Consider the following 1,218-nt stretch of genomic DNA (forward strand, 5'->3'; position numbering starts at 1 on the left):
GGATACAACCGCAGCGTCTGCGGCTCCACCGTCGTCCAGGGAGCCACATCCCCCACTGGCTCGAACCGGTACTCATCCACCACGTCACCGGTATTGCGCACCCTCAGGCGCACACGGGTACTACTGCCGGGGTCCACAGTCGCGGACGCGGGCTCCAGGGAAGTCCACAGGCTCACACGCCGACGCTACGGGTCAACTCCCCACGGGTCAGCGGTACCCGGGGCAGTACTCGCTGCCCCGAGGTGCCTGATCGTACGACTTTTCGGACCCGGCGCGTCAGTCCTTCGACGGGCGGATGATCTTCCACTCCTGGTCGTCGGTGTTGGTGCAGGTGGCGATGTTCAGCGGAGTCTCGGTGCCGCCGTTCTGGCCCTTCACGTTCAGGCACTTGTGGGCACTGGCGAAGTTGCGGATCCAGTAGTCGCCGCTCGCCTGCTTGTCGATCCACCACAGCTGGTTGTCCGCCTTGGTGCCGTTGCAGTGGAACTCGGCGACCCCCGTTCCCTCCGGGCGGGCGCCGTATTCACCGAGGTCCATGCACAGCTGGTCCGTGACGTTCCGGATCTGGAAGAGCTTGACCCCGTTGGGGCCGCCGTGCTCGTACTTGACCTCGAGGTTCCAGTACTCGTTGTCGCCCTCTTCGTGGCAGTTGGCCTGCTGGACGACCCCGTTGATCTTGCCCTTCTCCCGTCCGGGGATGTCGGCGCACATGTGAGTGGTGGCGTTGCGCAGCATGACGTTCATGGCGGGGACCACGTCGGGCTTGGCGGGCTTCTTGGACTCCCCGCCGCCCTTGTCGCCGCCGTCGCCTCCGCCGCCGTCACCGGCGCCGTCGTTCTCGGGCTTCTCGGAGGCCGGCTGCTCGGGCTCCGCCTCGGGCGCGGACTCGGCACTGCTGGGGAGGGTCTCCGGCGTGGCACTGGGGCTGGGCGCGAGCGCGGCACCGGCCTGCTCGGTCTGCTCGGTCGCACTCGTGCGGACCTGCGGCTTGTACGCGATCCAGATCATCACGAACGCGATCGCCAACGCCAGGAAGATCCCGAAAAACGTCGCCAGCCAGCGCGGCAGGAACCCACGCTGGACATACGTCCCCTCCACCTCGGTCGGATCCACCCCCGACCTGCGCACCGCCAGCGTGTACGGACGCTCCTCCTTCGCACCGAACCAGATGATCTGCTTCGGCTTCAGCCGCGTCTCCACGAACGCCGCACGACCCGG

The 1,218-nt window shown here is 67.3% G+C and carries 1 protein-coding gene; it reads right to left on the reverse strand.

Annotation, left to right across the window (positions count from 1 at the left end; translation table 11 throughout):
* Positions 1–276 precede the first annotated feature (276 nt).
* Positions 277–1,218: RICIN domain-containing protein (locus tag ACH4D3_RS41205; protein WP_398332889.1), on the reverse strand; the 942-nt coding region annotated here is incomplete at its 5' end.

This window comes from Streptomyces sp. NPDC018026, assembly GCF_044327745.1.
GTDB lineage: Bacteria > Actinomycetota > Actinomycetes > Streptomycetales > Streptomycetaceae > Streptomyces > Streptomyces rubrogriseus.